The sequence below is a fragment of the Sutterella seckii genome, from assembly GCF_009183815.1.
Lineage (GTDB): Bacteria > Pseudomonadota > Gammaproteobacteria > Burkholderiales > Burkholderiaceae_F > Sutterella > Sutterella seckii.
This window is the reverse complement of sequence record NZ_WEHX01000004.1, coordinates 51,562-67,215: the sequence shown is the minus strand read 5'-3', so window position 1 is coordinate 67,215 and position 15,654 is coordinate 51,562. Positions and strand designations below refer to the sequence as shown.

The 15,654-nt window shown below is 60.0% G+C and carries 26 protein-coding genes; 5 read left to right on the top strand and 21 right to left on the bottom strand.

The genetic code is table 11. The features are described from left to right. The first annotated feature begins 4 nt into the window (after positions 1 to 4). The 5 genes from lptM (at position 5) to hemB (ending at position 4,566) form a co-directional block, all read left to right on the top strand. Positions 5 to 142 (top strand): LPS translocon maturation chaperone LptM, encoded by a 138-nt coding sequence (gene lptM, locus GBM95_RS01870; RefSeq protein ID WP_152157523.1) that lies wholly within the window; start codon positions 5 to 7, stop codon positions 140 to 142. Between the two features lie 12 nt (positions 143 to 154). After that, complete coding sequence (lysA, locus tag GBM95_RS01865; RefSeq protein WP_152157522.1) at positions 155 to 1,540, top strand: diaminopimelate decarboxylase; 1,386 nt, start codon at positions 155 to 157, stop codon at positions 1,538 to 1,540. A 121-nt stretch (positions 1,541 to 1,661) separates the two neighbouring features. After that, positions 1,662 to 2,708, top strand: a complete 1,047-nt coding sequence (locus GBM95_RS01860; protein ID WP_152157521.1) for a GMP reductase — start codon at positions 1,662 to 1,664, stop codon at positions 2,706 to 2,708. Between the two features lie 134 nt (positions 2,709 to 2,842). After that, complete coding sequence (yihA, locus tag GBM95_RS01855; protein ID WP_152157520.1) at positions 2,843 to 3,547, top strand: ribosome biogenesis GTP-binding protein YihA/YsxC; 705 nt, start codon at positions 2,843 to 2,845, stop codon at positions 3,545 to 3,547. Between the two features lie 5 nt (positions 3,548 to 3,552). After that, positions 3,553 to 4,566 carry a porphobilinogen synthase gene (gene hemB / locus GBM95_RS01850; protein WP_152157519.1) on the top strand — a complete coding sequence of 338 codons (1,014 nt, stop codon included), beginning with the start codon at positions 3,553 to 3,555 and terminating at the stop codon, positions 4,564 to 4,566. Positions 4,567 to 4,673: 107 nt separating this feature from the next. On the opposite strand, the gene GBM95_RS01845 is transcribed toward hemB, so the two are convergent. The 21 genes from GBM95_RS01845 to rplP form a co-directional block, all read right to left on the bottom strand. Continuing rightward, positions 4,674 to 5,060 carry an RNA-binding S4 domain-containing protein gene (locus GBM95_RS01845; RefSeq protein WP_152157518.1) on the bottom strand — a complete coding sequence of 129 codons (387 nt, stop codon included), beginning with the start codon at positions 5,058 to 5,060 and terminating at the stop codon, positions 4,674 to 4,676. 122 nt (positions 5,061 to 5,182) lie between these two features. Then, positions 5,183 to 5,611 (bottom strand): 50S ribosomal protein L17, encoded by a 429-nt coding sequence (rplQ, locus tag GBM95_RS01840; protein WP_139688424.1) that lies wholly within the window; start codon positions 5,609 to 5,611, stop codon positions 5,183 to 5,185. A gap of 194 nt (positions 5,612 to 5,805) precedes the next feature. Then, a complete protein-coding gene (locus GBM95_RS01835; RefSeq protein ID WP_152157517.1) occupies positions 5,806 to 6,825 on the bottom strand; it encodes a DNA-directed RNA polymerase subunit alpha in 1,020 nt (339 codons plus the stop codon). Positions 6,826 to 7,097: 272 nt separating this feature from the next. Continuing rightward, entirely contained in the window at positions 7,098 to 7,724 is a 627-nt protein-coding gene (gene rpsD / locus GBM95_RS01830; protein WP_139688422.1) for a 30S ribosomal protein S4, read from the bottom strand. A gap of 110 nt (positions 7,725 to 7,834) precedes the next feature. Beyond that, entirely contained in the window at positions 7,835 to 8,242 is a 408-nt protein-coding gene (gene rpsK, locus GBM95_RS01825) for a 30S ribosomal protein S11 (RefSeq protein WP_152157516.1), read from the bottom strand. A gap of 13 nt (positions 8,243 to 8,255) precedes the next feature. Beyond that, on the bottom strand, positions 8,256 to 8,621 hold the full coding sequence (gene rpsM / locus GBM95_RS01820; protein ID WP_139688420.1) for a 30S ribosomal protein S13: 366 nt from the start codon (positions 8,619 to 8,621) through the stop codon (positions 8,256 to 8,258). A gap of 12 nt (positions 8,622 to 8,633) precedes the next feature. After that, positions 8,634 to 8,747 (bottom strand): 50S ribosomal protein L36, encoded by a 114-nt coding sequence (rpmJ, locus tag GBM95_RS01815; RefSeq protein ID WP_139688419.1) that lies wholly within the window; start codon positions 8,745 to 8,747, stop codon positions 8,634 to 8,636. 316 nt (positions 8,748 to 9,063) lie between these two features. Then, positions 9,064 to 10,389 carry a preprotein translocase subunit SecY gene (secY, locus tag GBM95_RS01810; RefSeq protein ID WP_152157515.1) on the bottom strand — a complete coding sequence of 442 codons (1,326 nt, stop codon included), beginning with the start codon at positions 10,387 to 10,389 and terminating at the stop codon, positions 9,064 to 9,066. A gap of 25 nt (positions 10,390 to 10,414) precedes the next feature. Beyond that, positions 10,415 to 10,849, bottom strand: coding sequence for a 50S ribosomal protein L15 (gene rplO / locus GBM95_RS01805; protein WP_139688417.1), 435 nt, complete (start codon positions 10,847 to 10,849; stop codon positions 10,415 to 10,417). Positions 10,850 to 10,867: 18 nt separating this feature from the next. Next, the gene (gene rpmD / locus GBM95_RS01800; protein WP_139688416.1) at positions 10,868 to 11,050 is read right to left on the bottom strand and encodes a 50S ribosomal protein L30; all 183 of its coding nucleotides are present in this window, start codon (positions 11,048 to 11,050) and stop codon (positions 10,868 to 10,870) included. A gap of 15 nt (positions 11,051 to 11,065) precedes the next feature. Further along, complete coding sequence (rpsE, locus tag GBM95_RS01795) at positions 11,066 to 11,584, bottom strand: 30S ribosomal protein S5 (protein WP_152157514.1); 519 nt, start codon at positions 11,582 to 11,584, stop codon at positions 11,066 to 11,068. Positions 11,585 to 11,598: 14 nt separating this feature from the next. Then, positions 11,599 to 11,967, bottom strand: coding sequence for a 50S ribosomal protein L18 (gene rplR, locus GBM95_RS01790; protein WP_152157513.1), 369 nt, complete (start codon positions 11,965 to 11,967; stop codon positions 11,599 to 11,601). 15 nt (positions 11,968 to 11,982) lie between these two features. Continuing rightward, positions 11,983 to 12,516 (bottom strand): 50S ribosomal protein L6, encoded by a 534-nt coding sequence (gene rplF / locus GBM95_RS01785; protein ID WP_139688413.1) that lies wholly within the window; start codon positions 12,514 to 12,516, stop codon positions 11,983 to 11,985. A gap of 15 nt (positions 12,517 to 12,531) precedes the next feature. Beyond that, positions 12,532 to 12,927 carry a 30S ribosomal protein S8 gene (gene rpsH, locus GBM95_RS01780; RefSeq protein WP_139688412.1) on the bottom strand — a complete coding sequence of 132 codons (396 nt, stop codon included), beginning with the start codon at positions 12,925 to 12,927 and terminating at the stop codon, positions 12,532 to 12,534. A 16-nt stretch (positions 12,928 to 12,943) separates the two neighbouring features. Further along, positions 12,944 to 13,249 carry a 30S ribosomal protein S14 gene (gene rpsN / locus GBM95_RS01775; protein WP_139688411.1) on the bottom strand — a complete coding sequence of 102 codons (306 nt, stop codon included), beginning with the start codon at positions 13,247 to 13,249 and terminating at the stop codon, positions 12,944 to 12,946. 12 nt (positions 13,250 to 13,261) lie between these two features. Then, entirely contained in the window at positions 13,262 to 13,801 is a 540-nt protein-coding gene (rplE, locus tag GBM95_RS01770; RefSeq protein WP_139688410.1) for a 50S ribosomal protein L5, read from the bottom strand. 8 nt (positions 13,802 to 13,809) lie between these two features. Further along, on the bottom strand, positions 13,810 to 14,133 hold the full coding sequence (rplX, locus tag GBM95_RS01765; RefSeq protein ID WP_139688409.1) for a 50S ribosomal protein L24: 324 nt from the start codon (positions 14,131 to 14,133) through the stop codon (positions 13,810 to 13,812). Between the two features lie 13 nt (positions 14,134 to 14,146). After that, positions 14,147 to 14,515, bottom strand: a complete 369-nt coding sequence (rplN, locus tag GBM95_RS01760; RefSeq protein ID WP_139688408.1) for a 50S ribosomal protein L14 — start codon at positions 14,513 to 14,515, stop codon at positions 14,147 to 14,149. Between the two features lie 241 nt (positions 14,516 to 14,756). Continuing rightward, on the bottom strand, positions 14,757 to 15,026 hold the full coding sequence (gene rpsQ / locus GBM95_RS01755) for a 30S ribosomal protein S17 (RefSeq protein ID WP_139688407.1): 270 nt from the start codon (positions 15,024 to 15,026) through the stop codon (positions 14,757 to 14,759). Further along, positions 15,023 to 15,217, bottom strand: coding sequence for a 50S ribosomal protein L29 (gene rpmC / locus GBM95_RS01750; protein ID WP_139688406.1), 195 nt, complete (start codon positions 15,215 to 15,217; stop codon positions 15,023 to 15,025). The genes rpsQ and rpmC overlap by 4 nt, the downstream gene beginning before the upstream one ends. Before the next feature lie 18 nt (positions 15,218 to 15,235). Continuing rightward, positions 15,236 to 15,652, bottom strand: coding sequence for a 50S ribosomal protein L16 (gene rplP / locus GBM95_RS01745; RefSeq protein WP_005431612.1), 417 nt, complete (start codon positions 15,650 to 15,652; stop codon positions 15,236 to 15,238). Positions 15,653 to 15,654 lie beyond the last annotated feature (2 nt).

The window sequence follows — 15,654 nt, the reverse complement described above, 5'->3', positions numbered from 1 at the left end:
TCCCATGAAAAAATCCTTTGCCGCCGGCGCTGCCGGCATCGCTCTGGCCTTGTGCCTCGTCCTTTCCGGATGCGGCCTCAAGGGACCGCTCTACATGCCGGGCGAACCCGCCCAGTCTGGCACCTTTCAGTCCGGGAGGTAATGAGAGATGACAATGGCTGACCGCAATCTTACCCGTCCGGACGAGCTTTCCCAGGGGCTTTCCTTCTACCGCTCCCCTGAAGGCGAGCTCTTCTGCGAGGACATTCCGCTCAGGGATCTCGCCCGCCGCTTCGGCACGCCGCTCTACGTCTATTCGCGCGCAGGAATCGCGGAGCGTCTCGAGGCTTATGAAAAGGCTTTCGGGGAAGAGCCCCACCAGGTCTGCTACGCCGTAAAGGCGGCGTCCACCCGCGGCATCCTCGAACTTGTCGCCCGTCAGGGCGCGGGCTTCGACTGCGTGAGCGGCGGCGAAATACTCCGTGCGCTCGAAGCGGGCGGAGATCCGAAGAAGGTCGTCTTCTCCGGCGTCGGGAAGTCGGTCGCCGACATCGCGTTCGCGCTTCGCGCCGGAATCAAGTGCTTCAACATCGAGTCGCCCGCTGAACTCGACCGCATTCATGCCGTCACGGAACGTCTCGGCATTGAGGCGCACGTTTCCGTGCGCGTCAATCCCAACATTGATGCCCATGTCGACGCGCATGTCGCCACCGGACTCGGCGACAGCAAATTCGGCGTGAAGCTCACTGAGGTGATTCCTCTCTACGAAAAAGCCGCCAAGCTCCCGATGATCCGCATCGAGGGCATCTCCTGTCACATCGGCAGCCAGGTGGAGTCGGCAGAGCCCTATCTCCGCATGGTGACCGTCCTGGCCGGGTTCGTCAACGAACTCGCGCGCCGCGGCATCGTTCTGCACCACATTGATCTCGGGGGCGGCGCAGGCGTCGCTTATCACCCGGACGAAAAGCCCCTTGAACCTTCCGAACTGATCCCTGCCCTCATCAAGGCTGTCCGCAGGGAAGTCTCGGTTCCCGACATTGAAATCTTCGTGGAGCCGGGGCGCTCCGTCATCGCTCAGGCGGCAGTCCTCCTCACGACTGTTCAGTACCTGAAGTCGGGGCTCTTCGAGCGCCAGTTCGCGATCGTGGACGCCTCCATGACCGAGCTCGTCCGCCCGGCCATCTACGGGAGCTACCATCTGATCGAGCCGGTGGTGCCGCACCCGAAGGCTCAGCGCCAAATCCTCAACATCGTGGGTCCGGTGTGCGAATCCACGGACTTCCTCGGCAATGACCGCAATCTCGCGATCGAAGCCGGCGACCTCCTCGCCATCCGCACGGCGGGTGCTTACGGCATGGCGATGGCCTCGACCTACAACTCGCGGCCGCTTCCGATGGAAGTGCTCGTCGACGGCAGCCGCGTCATTCCGCTGCGCCGTCCGCAGACAGCGCTCGACCTCACGCGGGACGAGGAAACGCTCGGGCTGGTGAAAAATCCCGGCATGTCCGAGGAAGCCGTTCGCAGTCTTTTTGCTCAATCCCTCGGCATGAGCATCGAGTAAATACGCAAAAGTCTGTAGAATCAATTAACGCCGGATTCCGGGTAATCGCCCCGGAATGCGGCGTTTTTGCGTTTACGGAGCCTCCGCCCTGGCTCCGCTCATCCCGAAGGAGTGCCCCGCGATGCATATTGAGAACACCATTCGTCTGGACTTCAAGGACGTGCTCATCCGCCCGAAGCGTTCCACGCTCACGAGCAGAAGCGAAGTCGACATCACGCGCGAATTCAAGTTCCGTCATTCGCCCCTCAAGTACCATGCGATTCCCATCATCGCGGCCAACATGGATACGACGGGCACTTTCGAAATGGCCCGCGCGCTCGGCCGCCACGGCATGTCGACGGCGCTCTGCAAGCACTATTCGGTGGATGAATACGTCGACTTCTTCACCAGCCTCGAAGAGAAGCACACCGCCTTTTATTCGCTCGGCATCTCGGACGCCGACTGGGAAAAGTTCCTCGCCGTGGAAAAGAAGGCCCCGAAGGGCGCTATTCAGTACCTCTGCATCGACGTCGCCAACGGCTACACCGAAGCCTTCGTCTCTTTCGTGAAGAAGGCGCGCGAAGCCTGCCCCGACTACGTCATCATGGCGGGCAACGTCGTCACGGGCGACATGGCTGAAGAACTCGTCCTCGCCGGCGCGGACATCATCAAGGTCGGGATCGGCCCGGGATCAGTCTGCACCACGCGCAAAATGACGGGCGTCGGCTACCCGCAGCTCTCGGCCATCATCGAGTGCGCGGACGCCGCCCACGGCCTCTCGGGGCGCATCTGCGCCGACGGCGGCTGCACCGTTCCGGGCGACATCGCCAAGGCCTTCGGCGGCGGCGCTGACTTCGTGATGCTCGGCGGCATGCTCGCCGGCCACGATGAAGCGGCGGGCGAAATCGTTGAGATTGACGGCAAGACCTTCAAGCGCTTCTACGGCATGAGCAGCAAGGACGCCATGGACAAGTACGCCGGGGGCGTTGCGAAATACCGCGCCGCGGAAGGGAAGTCCGTGCTTCTTCCGGCGAGAGGCCCCGTCGAGGGCACTGTTCAGGGCATTCTCGGCGGCGTGCGCTCCGCCTGCACCTATGTGGGCGCGAAGCGTCTGAAGGAACTCACGATGCGGACCACCTTCATCCGCACCTCCATGCAGACCAACGACATCTTCGGACATACGCTCTGAAGCCCGGAGCGCTCATCTTTCCTTGAGCCAGAACCAGACAGCCGCATTAACGCGCCTGTAAGCTCTCATTCCTAGAATAATGATGCTTTCAGCCGGCGGCTCTGCCGCCGGCCCACTTTTGGGAAACCCATCACGTGAGCCTTTTCGATTCCGCCCGCTTTCAGATTTCAGCCGCAAAGCTTTCGGGTCTGCCGACCTCGATTGAGCCTGAAATCGCATTTGCCGGACGCTCCAACGCCGGGAAGTCCACCACGATCAATGTGATCACAAGGAAGACCCGTCTCGCCTTCGCGTCGAAAACCCCCGGCCGCACGCAGCTCATCAACTTCTTTGAGCTCTCGCGCAAAACGCCCGACGGGAAGTCCCGCGAAACGGTCGGCCGCCTCGTGGACCTTCCGGGCTACGGCTTCGCCAAGGCGAATGAATCCGTGCGCGGATCCTGGTCCGACCTGGTGGGCGGCTATATTGCCGGCCGCCGTCAGCTTGCCGGGCTCGTCATCGTGATGGATTCGCGCCGACCCTTCATGCCGACCGATGAATGGCTCATCGACTTCATGCGGGGCCGTCCCGAGGTGCGTCAGCTCTGGCTCCTCAACAAGTGCGACCAGATCAAGAACATGGAGCGCCGTCAGACGCTCCGCAAGGCCGAGGAGCGCGCCGCCGCCTTCGGTCCTCAGGTTTCCGTGCAGTTTTTCTCGGGCCTGAAGCGCGAAGGCGTTGATCAGCTGATCGAAACGCTTGAATCCTGGCTTCCGGCTCCGGCTTCAGCAGCGCCTGCTGCCGAAGGCGAAAACACTTCATCCGTCCGGAGCGACATCTCCGGAACAAACGAGAGGTAATTGAAATGCAAACTCTTGGTGCCTATCCGATGGTGCGCATGCGCCGCATGCGTCATGACGATTTTTCCCGCCGCCTGATGCGCGAGAACGTCGTCACGCCGAATGATCTGATTCTTCCGGTCTTCGTGATGGAAGGAACCGCCCGCCGCGACCCCGTTCCGAGCATGCCCGGTGTGGAACGCCTCACGATCGACGAACTGCTGAAGGTCGCCGGCGAATGCGTCGAGCTCGGCATTCCGATGATTGCGCTTTTTCCCCACATTGAGGATGCGCTCAAGACGCCGGACGGCCGTGAAGCGGCCAACCCGGACGGGCTCATTCCGCGCGCCGTCAAGGCGCTCAAGGCCGCCTATCCTCAGCTCGGCGTCATGTGCGACGTGGCGCTCGACCCCTACACGACGCACGGCCAGGACGGCCTCATTGATGAAACGGGCTACATCCTCAACGACGAAACGATTGAGATGCTCGTCAGGCAGGTGATGGCCCAGGCCAAGGCGGGTGCAGACGTTGTTGCCCCCTCCGACATGATGGACGGCCGCATCGGCATCATCCGCAAGGCGCTCGAGGATGAAGGCCTCATCCACACGCGCATCATGGCCTATTCGGCCAAGTACGCCTCCTCCTACTACGGTCCCTTCCGCGATGCCGTGGGTTCCGCCTCGAATCTCGGCAAGTCCAATAAGGCCGTCTACCAGCAGGATCCGGCAAACGGCAACGAAGCCCTCTGGGAAGTGGGCCTCGACCTCGCCGAAGGCGCAGACATGGTCATGGTTAAGCCGGGCGTTCCCTATCTCGACGTTCTCTGGCGCGTGAAGCAGGAGTTCGGCGCTCCGACCTTCGCCTATCACGTCTCCGGCGAATACGCGATGATCAAGTTCGCTGCCGCTGCCGGCGCGATCGACGAAAAGAAGATCACCTTCGAGACCATGGTCTGCTTCAAGCGTGCGGGGGCCGACGGCATCCTCACCTACTGCGCGCTTGATGTGGCCCGCTGGATCAAGGAAGGCTACAACTACTGATGAGGCATTCCCGTCCGCTCTGAAATGGGCGGCAGAATGAACGCATCAGACCGCAAAGCCCGCTGTTCTCTTCGGCAGAACGGCGGGCTTTTTGTTTGAGCGCCCGATCAGCGGAACTCTTCCTTGAAGCGGCGGAGCTCCCGCCCTTTCCGTTTGGTGGGACGCCCCTGGCGGATGGTGCTCGAGGGCTCAAAGGCAAGCTTCATCATGGCGCGCCGCTCTTCACGAGCCTTCATGCTGTCTTCGGTTTCCCTATAGAGAAGCTGAGCCTGAGAAGCGGGACCGCGCACCCCCGAAAGGCCCTCTACGTAAACGGTAAAAACCTCTTCACCCCGATGGATCTCAAGCCTGTCGCCCACACGGACATCGCGCGAGGGCTTCGCCCGCTGGCCGCCGATCAGCACGCGGCCGAGCCCCACTTCATCCTGAGCAATTGAGCGGGTCTTAAAGAAGCGCGCTGCCCAGAGCCACTTGTCGATTCGCATGGATTCCATGATGGGCTTTTCCCCTCGGGTTAATAAACGATCAAATATGGAAAAGCCCGCACTTCCACCTGAGGGAAATACGGGCTTCTTGTACCTCATCCCGCAGTCATGCGGGATGCGCCGCAAGGCAATTATTCAGCCTTGACGTCTTCAGCGGGGGCGGCAGCGGCGGGAGCCGGAGCAGCAACTTCCTCGACCGGCATGGCGCGTTCGGTGAGTTCCATGTAGGCCATCGGAGCGTTGTCGCCGTTGCGGAAGCCCATCTTCAGGATGCGGGTGTAGCCGCCCTGACGGTTGGCGAAGCGCGGAGCAACTTCGTTGAAGAGCTTGACGACGACGTCGCGGTCACGGAGACGATTGAAGGCGAGACGCTTGTTGGCGACCGTCGGCTCCTTGGCGAGCGTGATCAGGGGTTCGACAACGCGGCGGAGTTCCTTGGCCTTCGGAAGGGTCGTGCGGATGGCTTCGTGCGTGAGGAGCGAGCAGGCCATGTTGCGCAGCATCGAAAGACGATGAGCGGAGGTGCGGTTAAGCTTGCGATAGCCGTTGCGATGACGCATTTTGTATTTCCTTGAATCTAAAAATCGGCCGGCGGAAGAAGCCGGCTTAACTAAAGCGCTCTTCCCCGTCATCTTCTATCTTCACGTGAAGTGAAGCGGTCGGGTGGAGGCGCTCGGAAGACGTACCTATGTACGAAAGGCGCGATTTTATATGATCGCGCCTTCCGTAATCAAGCCTTAGGGCTCAGAAATTTTCAGCGGTCCGTGAGGCCCGGCGTGCCGGCACCGGCAGGCGGCCAGTTCTCGAGCTTGGAGCCAAGCGTGAGGCCGTGAGCGGCGAGGACTTCCTTGATTTCGTTGAGCGACTTGCGGCCGAGATTCGGCGTCTTGAGAAGCTCGTTCTCAGTGCACTGAATAAGGTCGCCGATGAAGTAGATGCTCTCAGCCTTGAGGCAGTTGGCCGAACGAACGGTGAGTTCGAGGTCGTCGACCGGACGAAGAAGGATCGGATCGAGGGGCGGCGGATTGTTGGCCGAGTCCTCAGTCTTCTGACCTTCGACATCCTGTTCCGGATGGATGGAGCCGAAGACGGCGAGCTGATCCTGGAGGATGCGCACGGATTCGCGAAGCGCTTCTTCCGGGCCGATAGCGCCGTTGGTTTCAATCGTGATCTCGAGCTTGTCGAGGTCGGTGCGCTGAGCAACGCGGGCAGCCATCACCTGGTAGGCGACGCGGCGGATCGGCGAGAAGGACGCATCCATGATGATGCGGCCGATCGAACTCTTCGAATAGTCGTCGCGGAAGCCGCGGACGTCGCCGGGCTGATAGCCGCGGCCCTTTTCGATCTTGACCTGCATCTCGAGGCGGCCGCCGGAGAGGTGGGCGATGACGTGGTCGGGATTGAGGACCGTCACGTCGTGCGGAAGGTCAAAGTCGGCAGCGGTGACGACGCCTTCGCCGTCCTTGCGGAGCATCACAGTGACTTCATCGCGCTTTTCGAGCTTGAAGACGACGCCCTTCAGATTGAGAAGGATGTCGACCACGTCTTCGAGAACGCCGTCGATCTGGGAATACTCATGAACGATGCCGGTGATCTGCGCTTCCGTGGGGGCAAAGCCGACCATGGAGGAAAGAAGAATGCGGCGCAGAGCATTGCCGAGCGTGTGGCCGTAGCCGCGTTCAAACGGCTCGAGCGTGATGACGGCACGATTGGGGTTCTGCGGATCAACGTCAACGTCGACGCTGGTGGGCTTCAGGAGAGCTGTATTAGCCATCTCTAAACAAGTTCCTTTTAGTTCAATACCCTCGGCTCGTTACACCGATAAGGCTGAAAAGGCGGACAGAATGCAGGTGGCGCAAGCTGTCCCTAAACAGATGCATTTTAAATGCATCAGCAAAAATCCTTCGCATAACCAAAGAGAATTTTGCGGATGAATTCAAGAACAAAACGCGGCTCGAAGGGAGCCGCGTTTCGCCGTGTGTGCATCGATCTTTCGACCCGGAGAGCACCGAACATAACGTCCGGTGCCCAGAGGATCCTCCCAGATCAGCGGGAGTAGCGTTCGATGATGAGCGCTTCGTTGATTTCCGGAGCGACTTCGTCGCGGGCCGGAAGGGTCTTGAAGGTGCCGGTGAATTTCTTGGCATCCACTTCAACCCAGGCCGGGAAGCCGTTCTGCTGCGCGAGGTCGAGAGCCTCGGCGATGCGGACCTGCTTCTGAGCCTTTTCACGGACGGCGATCACATCGCCGGCGCGAACGGAGTAGGAGGGAATGTTCACCTTGCGGCCGTTCACTTCGATGGCGCCGTGGCTGACGAGCTGGCGGGCTTCCGCGCGCGTCGAGCCGAAGCCCATGCGGTAAACGACGTTGTCAAGGCGGCTCTCAAGGAGCTGAAGGAGCTTTTCGCCCGTGTTGCCGCGGAGGCGGGAAGCCTCAGCGAAATAACGACGGAACTGACGTTCGAGAACGCCGTACATGCGCTTGGCCTTCTGCGTTTCACGCATCTGGTTGCCATAGTCGGACATGCGGGCTCCGGAGATCTTGCCGTGCTGGCCCGGCTTGGAGCCGACGTCCTTGACTTTGGACTCAAACGAACGACGGGCGCTCTTCAGATTCAGGTCAATGCCTTCGCGACGCGAAAGCTTGAGCTTGGGACCGAGATATCGTGCCATTTAAAAATGCCTCTCTTATCCTGTAGGACTCCCTACATTCAGTCCGTGCCGCCTCAGCATGCGGAACAACGGACGCGGGATTCAACAACAGAATGAATAATTCTGGAGTATTAGACGCGGCGACGCTTGGAGGGGCGAACGCCGTTGTGCGGGACCGGGGTCACGTCCTGGATGGAGGTGACGCGGATGCCGAGCGCGTTAAGCGCACGCACGGAAGACTCGCGGCCGGGACCAGGGCCCCAGATGCGGACTTCGATGTTCTTCAGGCCATGTTCGAGGGCGATCTTGCCAGCGTGGTCCGCAGCAACCTGAGCGGCGAACGGGGTGGACTTGCGCGAGCCCTTGAAGCCCTGCGCACCCGACGACGAGGCAGCGATGGAGTTGCCCTGACGGTCGGTGATCGTCACGATCGTATTGTTGAACGAGGCGTGAATATGAGCGATGCCTTCCGTAACGACCTTGCGAACCTTCTTGCGGCCGCGGGCGGTAACGGAGGTCTTGGTGTTGTTGCCAGCCATAACTAACCTTTAATTACTTCTTGAGCGTGACGCCAACCTTGCGCGGGCCCTTGCGGGTGCGGGCGTTGGTGCGGGTACGCTGACCACGGACCGGGAGGCCGCGGCGATGACGCATGCCACGATAGGTGCCGAGGTCGATCAGACGCTTGATCGAGAGCTGGATCTCACGACGGAGATCGCCTTCAACGGTGAACTTGGAAACGGCATCACGGATGCGTTCGAGTTCAGCGTCGTCGAGGTCCTGGACCTTCTTCGTGCAGGGAATGCCGCAAGCATTGAGAATCTGGCGGGCACGCGGACGGCCAATGCCATAAATGGCAGTGAGACCGATCTCAGCATGCTGCTGCGGCGGAATATTGATACCGGCGATACGAGCCATTGTGTTACCTCTTTAGCCTTGACGCTGCTTGTGACGCGGGTCAGTGCAGATCACTCGAACAACGCCTTTGCGCTTGATGATCTTGCAGTTGCGGCACATTTTCTTAATTGAAGCTCTAACCTTCATTTAAATAATCTCCACAAGCTGATGAGCTTGGAATTTCGATGCCCACACGGCAGAAACGTCGAATAATAATCGACATTACGGAAACGCGCAACCGAATAGAGGCCCGGGCTTCAAAAATTTGCCTCCGTAACGGTTGTGCGAGGGGAAAGCTTTATAGCGAGCAACTTCCCGCCGACCAGAATGATCAGTGGGAAGTTGAGCTTTCCATTCAGCCTGAAAGGGCAGCATATGCCGCCCTTTCAAAGCATTTTTGGTCTCTTCCGCCTGAGGAAGCAATCTAACTCAGAAGTTCAGAACCTGAACCTCAGAAAAGAGATCACTTCCGGGTGAGACCGCGGAAATTGGTTTTCCGCAGCAGGTTTTCGTACTGGTGCGTCATCATGTACGCCTGAACCTGGCTCATGAAGTCCATCGTCACGACCACCACGATCAGCAGCGAAGTGCCGCCGAAGTAGAAGGGGACATTGAACTTGAGGTTGAGGAACTCAGGGACGAGACACACAAAGACGAGATAAGCCGCACCGCCGAGCGTAAGACGCAGGAGCACGCGGTCGATGTAACGCGCCGTCTGCTCACCCGGACGAATGCCCGGAATGAAGGCACCGCTCTTCTTCAGATTCTCAGCCGTTTCCTTCGGGTTGAAGACCAACGCCGTATAGAAGAAGGCAAAGAAAATGATGAGCGCTGCGTAGAGGAGCGTGTAAAGCGGCTGACCGGGTGAAAGCGCGGCCGCAAGGTCGCGAATCCAGCGAGTGGAATCACCCGAAGTAAACCAGCCCGCCAGCGTGGCCGGGAACAGAATCAGCGACGAAGCAAAGATCGGGGGAATAACGCCCGACATGTTCATCTTCAGGGGCAGATACGAACTCTGCCCGCCATAGATCTTGTTGCCGATCTGACGCTTGGCGTAGTTGACCGTGATGCGGCGCTGACCGCGCTCAACGAAGACCACGAAAGCAGTGACGGCGAGGACGATCGCGATCACGAAAATCGCGGCAAGCGGGCTGATGGCGCCGGTCGACACAAGCTGGAAGAGTCCGCTCGTGCCGTTCGGGAGGCCGGCCACAATACCTGCGAAGATGATGATCGAAATGCCGTTGCCGAGACCGCGTTCGGTAATCTGCTCACCGAGCCACATGAGGAACATGGTGCCCGTGAGAAGCGAAACGGTCGTGGTGATGCGGAAGAGGAACCCGGGATCAATAACGAGCCCGGGCTGCGTTTCGAGCGCTACAGCGATGCCAAAGCCCTGGAAAAGACCGAGCAGCAGCGTCCCGTAACGGGTGTACTGCGTGATCTTTCTGCGGCCCTGTTCACCCTCTTTGCGGATCGCCTCCAGGCTCGGCAGCACGTACGACAGCATCTGAAAAATAATAGATGCCGAGATGTACGGCATGATGCCGAGCGCGAAGACGGAGAAGCGCGAGAGAGCACCGCCGGAGAACATGTTGAACAGCCCGAGAATGCCGCCCTGCTGCTGATTGAACAGCTGCTGGAGCATATCGGGATCAATACCGGGAACCGGCACATGCGCGCCGATGCGGTATACAACGAGTGCAAGCGCCAGGAAGATCAGGCGACCCTTAAGGTCGCCGTACTTGCTGAGGCCTGACTGCTGCTTTGAGCTGGGGCTATTCGCCACGTCCTATCCTCTTGCAGTTTGTCTCTTACTCTGCGACGGAGCCGCCGGCCGCCTCGATGGCAGCGCGGGCACCCTTCGTCACGCCGAGGCCGCGCACCGTCACCTTGCGGGTGATGGCGCCCGACAGGATCACGCGAGCGTCCTTGGCAAGCGTCGAAACAACGCCGGCTTCCTTAAGGACGAGCAGATCGATTTCATCGACACCGAGACGTTCGAGATCGGAGAGGCGAACCACTTCGACGAACTTGCGGGAGAGGGACGTGAAGCCGCGCTTCGGAAGGCGGCGATACATCGGCATCTGGCCGCCTTCGAAACCGACCTTGTGGAAGCCGCCGGCACGCGACTTCTGGCCCTTGTGACCGCGACCCGCGGTCTTGCCCCAACCGGAGCCGACACCACGGCCAACGCGATGGTGAGCGTGCTTCGAGCCCTCAGCGGGCTTGATGGTATTCAAACGCATTTTGGGTCATCCTTCGGATCATTCAGCGCGCACGAGGTACGCAACCTTGGTGATCATGCCGCGAACGGCGGGCGTATCTTCGAGCTCGCGCGTCTGGCCGATCTTCTTAAGGCCGAGACCGAGAACGGTGGCGCGGTGATCCGCGTTCGTCCCGATCGGGCTCTTCACCAGAGTGACCTTGATGGTCTTCTTTTCGGACATGTCTTGGACTCCGGATTAGCCGAGCAGCTCTTCGACCGTCTTACCGCGCTTGGCCGCGATTTCAGCGGGCGAGCGGAGGTTTTCGAGGGCGTTGAGCGTCGCACGGACGAGGTTGTACGGATTGGTCGAGCCGTAGGCCTTCGCAACAACGTTGCGGATGCCGACAGCGTCGCAGACGGCGCGCATCGGGCCGCCGGCGATGACGCCGGAACCTTCCGGAGCCGGCATCATGATGACGCGGGAAGCGCCATGACGGCCTTCAACAGCGTGATGCAGCGTGCCGTTCATGAGCGGGACGCGCTTCATCGTGTGACGGGCGCGTTCCATAGCCTTCGTGACGGACTGCGGCACTTCGCGGGACTTGCCCGTGCCCATGCCGATAGAGCCGTCGCCGTCGCCCACAACCGTGAGCGCCGCGAAAGCGAGAATACGGCCGCCCTTGACGGTCTTGCTGACGCGGTTGACCGCGATCATCTTTTCACGCAGGCCGTCGTCCTGTTCTTCGACCGCGTTTTTACCTTGAACCTTAGCCATTGCCAGCACCTCGGTTAGAACTTGAGGCCGGCTTCGCGCGCAGCTTCAGCAAGCGCGGCGACACGGCCGTGGTAACGGTAGCCAGAGCGGTCGAAGGCGCAGGTTTCAATACCGGCAGCCTTCGCCTTTTCGGCGATGCGAGCACCAACGATCTTGGCAGCGGCGACGTTACCGCCACGGCCAGTCTGGTTGGCGAGCTGAGCGCGCACTTCCGGCTCGACCGTGGAGGCGGAGCAGAGCGTGCGGCCATTGTCGGCCGAAATGATGCTGGCGTAGATGTGCAGATTGGTACGATGGACCGTCAGGCGATCGACCTTCTGCAGCAGAATGCGGGCGCGCGTGGCGCGGGCGCGACGCAGGCGGCTTTGTTTCTTGTTGATCATCTTCTAACGTCCGAATTACTTCTTCTTGGTTTCCTTGATCACGACATGCTCGTTCGCATAGCGGACACCCTTTCCCTTGTAGGGTTCGGGGGAACGATAAGCGCGAACTTCAGCAGCCGTCTGACCAACCTTCTGCTTGTCAGCACCCTTGATGATGATTTCAGTCGGGGTGGGCGTCTCAACCTTGATGCCGGCGGGCATGTGGTGCACGACCGGATGGGAGAAGCCGAGCGACAGATTGAGCTTGTCACCCTGAGCCTGGGCACGATAGCCCACGCCGACGAGGGCGAGGCGCTTTTCGAAGCCGACCGAGCAGCCCTTCACCATGTCATTGACGAGGGCACGCATCGTGCCGACGTTGGCGTTGGACTCACGGGACTCATCGAGCTGCTCGAAGTGGAGGTGGCCCTCAGCTTCGGTAACTTTGACGAGCGGCAGGACGTGCATCTTCACTTCGCCGACGGGCCCCTTGACGGTCACGTATTCGGGGGTGAGCGTAACGGTCACGCCCTTGGCGATGGTGACGGGGATCTTAGCGATACGACTCATTTCACACTCCTCGGGTTAGGCGACGTAGCAGATAACTTCGCCGCCGACGCCGGCCGCGCGGGCAGCGCGATCGGTCATCACGCCCTTCGGGGTCGAAACGATCGCGATGCCGAGACCGTTCATCACCTGGGGGATGCTGTCGTGGTTCTTGTAAATGCGCAGGCCCGGACGGGACACGCGCTCGAGGCGTTCGATAACCGGACGGCCGGCATAGTACTTGAGCGTAACGTTGAGCTCGTTCTTGCCGTTGTTAGCCGCCACTTCGTAGTTCTCGATGTAGCCTTCTTCCTTGAGGACCTTGGCGATGGCAACCTTCAGCTTGGAGGAAGGCATAACCACCGCGGCCTTGTCGACCATCTGACCGTTGCGGATGCGGGTCAGCATGTCGGCGATCGGATCACTCATACTCATTTCGCAATCTCCTCGCTTACCAGCTGGCCTTCTGGAGGCCGGGGATGTCACCGCGCATGGCGGCGTCACGAATCATTTCACGGCAAAGACCGAACTTACGGAAATTGCCACGGGGACGACCGGTAATCGCGCAACGGTTGCGCAGACGGACCGGGGAAGCGTTGCGCGGCAGCGCTTCGAGCTGTGCGCGGGCTTCGAGACGTTCATCCATCGAGCGGGTAGCGTCGTTGATGATCGCCTTGAGGGCGGCGCGCTTGGCCGCGAACTTAGCGACCGTCGCGCGGCGCTTGGCTTCGCGGTTAATGAGAGCAAGTTTTGCCATTTTGCGTCAACCTCAGTTGCGGAACGGGAAGCTGAAACCAGCGAGGAGAGCCTTGGCTTCTTCGTCGGTCTTAGCCGTCGTGGTGATGGAGATGTTCATGCCGCGGATCGAATCGATCTTGTCGTATTCGATTTCCGGGAAGATGATCTGTTCCTTGAGGCCGATGTTGTAGTTGCCGCGGCCGTCGAAAGCACGACCAGACACGCCGCGGAAGTCGCGGACGCGCGGGAAGGCGATCGTAACGAGACGATCAAGGAAGTCGTACATGCGTTCGCCACGGAGGGTGACCATGCAGCCGATCGGCATGTTTTCGCGGATCTTGAAGTTCGCGATAGCCTTGCGGGTGCGGGTGACCATCGGCTTCTGGCCGGCGATCTTGGTCATGTCGCCAACGGCGAATTCGATGTTCTTCTTGTCGTTAACGGCTTCACCAACGCCCATGTTGAGCGTGATCTTGGTGATGCGCGGAACCTGCATGACAGTCTTGTAGCCGAACTTCTTCATGAGTTCGGGGACAATGGTGTCGTGATAAAGGGAGCTGAAACGCGACATGGGTACCCTCATTCGGCCTTGGCACCGACAACGGCGCCATTGGACTTGAACACGCGAACCTTCTTGCCATCAACTTCCTTGAAGCCGATGCGTTCGCCCTTGCCCGTTTCCGGATTGACCAGCATAACGTTGGACTGATCGATCGGGAGGGTCTTGTCGACGATGCCGCCCTCGATGCCAAGGGTCGGATTCGGGCGGACGGCCTTCTTCACGACATTGACGCCTTCCACGAGAACGTGGCGGTCGTCAACGCGGGCGAGAACCGTGCCCTTGGTGCCGCGGTCGCGGCCGGCGATGACCACAACCTGGTCGCCTTTACGAATGCGCTGCATTTTCTCTCCTCAATTAGATGACTTCAGGAGCGAGCGACACGATCTTCATGAACTGCTCAGTGCGCAGTTCACGAGTCACCGGCCCGAAGATACGGGTGCCGATCGGCTCGAGCTTGCTGTTGAGGAGGACGGCGGCATTGCCGTCAAAGGCGATCTTGGAGCCGTCAGGACGACGAACGCCGTGAGCGGTACGGACCACAACAGCGTTGTAGACCTCGCCCTTCTTCACGCGGCCGCGCGGAGCAGCTTCCTTGACCGTCACCTTGATGACGTCGCCGATGTTGGCGTAACGGCGCTTGGAACCGCCCAACACCTTGATACACATGACCGAACGCGCACCGGTGTTATCGGCGACGTCCAGTCGGCTTTGCATCTGAATCATTACTGAAAAATTCCCAACTTATTCCGCATACGCGGACAGTATTGGCCCCGTATGGCGGGGATGAGGTCCGATCATCCGCGCGAGTCATGCAGCAAATGGCATGTGCGGACGACGGACTAAGAAATGCATCGCCCGGAATCCCACCAGAAGTGGCATCCGGGCGACGGGGTGCAAATATAACTGAACGTTCAGTTACTTTGCAAGCGATGTGGGGTGATTTTTTTCACCCCGCTCGACTTTCTTAGAGGACTTCGGCCTTCGTGAGGATCTTCGTTACGTTCCAGGACACAGTCTTGGAAACGGGGCGAACTTCCTCAATCTCGACACGATCGCCCTCGCCGCAGGCGAGCTCATCGTGCGCATGGTACTTCTTGCTCTTGACGACATACTTGCCGTAGAGCGGGTGCTTCACCTTGCGCTCGACAAGAACGGTGACCGTCTTGTCCATCTTGTTGCTCGTGACCACACCGATGAGAGTGCGGGTGAGCGATTCCTTCGTCTGTTCGGTCATTTCGTGGTCGCCTTCTGGGTGAGGATAGTGCGAACGCGCGCGATGTCGCGACGCGTCTGACGCAGCGAAGCCGTGTTCTGCAGCTGCTGGGTGGCCTTCTGCATACGCAGCTTGAAGTGCGTCTTCAGAAGTTCCTGCAGTTCCTGCTTGAGCTCGGTCTCACTCTTGGCACGCAGTTCCTTAGCGTTCATGTCCGTGTCTCCTTGTTATTACATGCCGACCTGACGGACAACGAACGTGGTCTTCACGGGCAGCTTGGCAGCTGCGAGCGCGAAGGCTTCGCGGGCGAGCGACTCTTCCACGCCGTCCATTTCGTAGAGCACGCGGCCCGGCTGGACCAGCGCAACCCAGTATTCAGGATTGCCCTTACCGTTACCCATACGGACTTCGGCAGGCTTCGAGGAAATGGGCTTGTCCGGGAAGATGCGAATCCAGACGCGGCCGCCGCGCTTGATGTGGCGCGTAATGGCACGGCGTGCGGCTTCGATCTGGCGGGCCGTGATGCGGCCGCGCTCAAGCGTCTTCAGACCAAACTCACCGAAGGAAACGTTCGCACCGCGGGTGGCGAGGCCGTAGTTACGACCCTTCTGATCCTTGCGGTACTTGCGACGATTAGGCTGCAGCATCG